Below are 574 nucleotides of genomic sequence, written 5' to 3' on the forward strand. Positions count from 1 at the left end.
TGCCGTCCTCTATCTGATGCCGCTCTTCGTCATGCTGACCACCTCGTTCAAGACCATGGACGAGATCCAGAACGGCAACATGCTGGCGCTGCCGCAATCGCCGACCTTCGACCCCTGGGTCAGGGCCTGGGGCGAGACCTGCGTCGGGCTGACCTGCGCCGGCATCAAGGGTTACTTCTGGAACTCGATCAAGATGGTCGTGCCGGCTGTCGCGATCTCCACCATCATGGGGGCGCTGAACGGTTATGTCCTGACCAAATGGCGTTTTCCCGGCCACACACTGGTGTTCGGGCTGATGCTGTTTGCCTGCTTCATCCCGTTCCAGTCGGTGCTGTTGCCGATGGCAACGATCCTCGGCTCGCTCGGCCGCTTCGGCATGACGCTGCAGAATGCCACGGGCCTGAGCTTCGGCTTCGGCAATCCGACCGTCAATCTGGTCTTCGTGCACGTCGTCTATGGCCTCGGCTTCACGACGCTGTTCTTCCGCAATTTCTACGAGGCCTTTCCGACCGAACTGGTGCGGGCCGCCCAGGTCGATGGCGCCAGCTTCTTCCAGATCTTCCGCCGCATCATG

Annotated in this window: 1 protein-coding gene; it reads left to right on the forward strand. The window is 61.3% G+C overall.

All coding sequences use genetic code 11. The annotated features are described in order from the left end of the window. A partial coding sequence (locus MOV76_RS39400) for a carbohydrate ABC transporter permease (RefSeq protein WP_247266617.1) occupies nucleotides 1-574 on the forward strand: 574 nt, incomplete at both ends.

Origin of the sequence: Rhizobium sp. PRIMUS64 (genome assembly GCF_023006465.1) — a bacterium.
Taxonomy (GTDB): domain Bacteria; phylum Pseudomonadota; class Alphaproteobacteria; order Rhizobiales; family Rhizobiaceae; genus Rhizobium; species Rhizobium leguminosarum.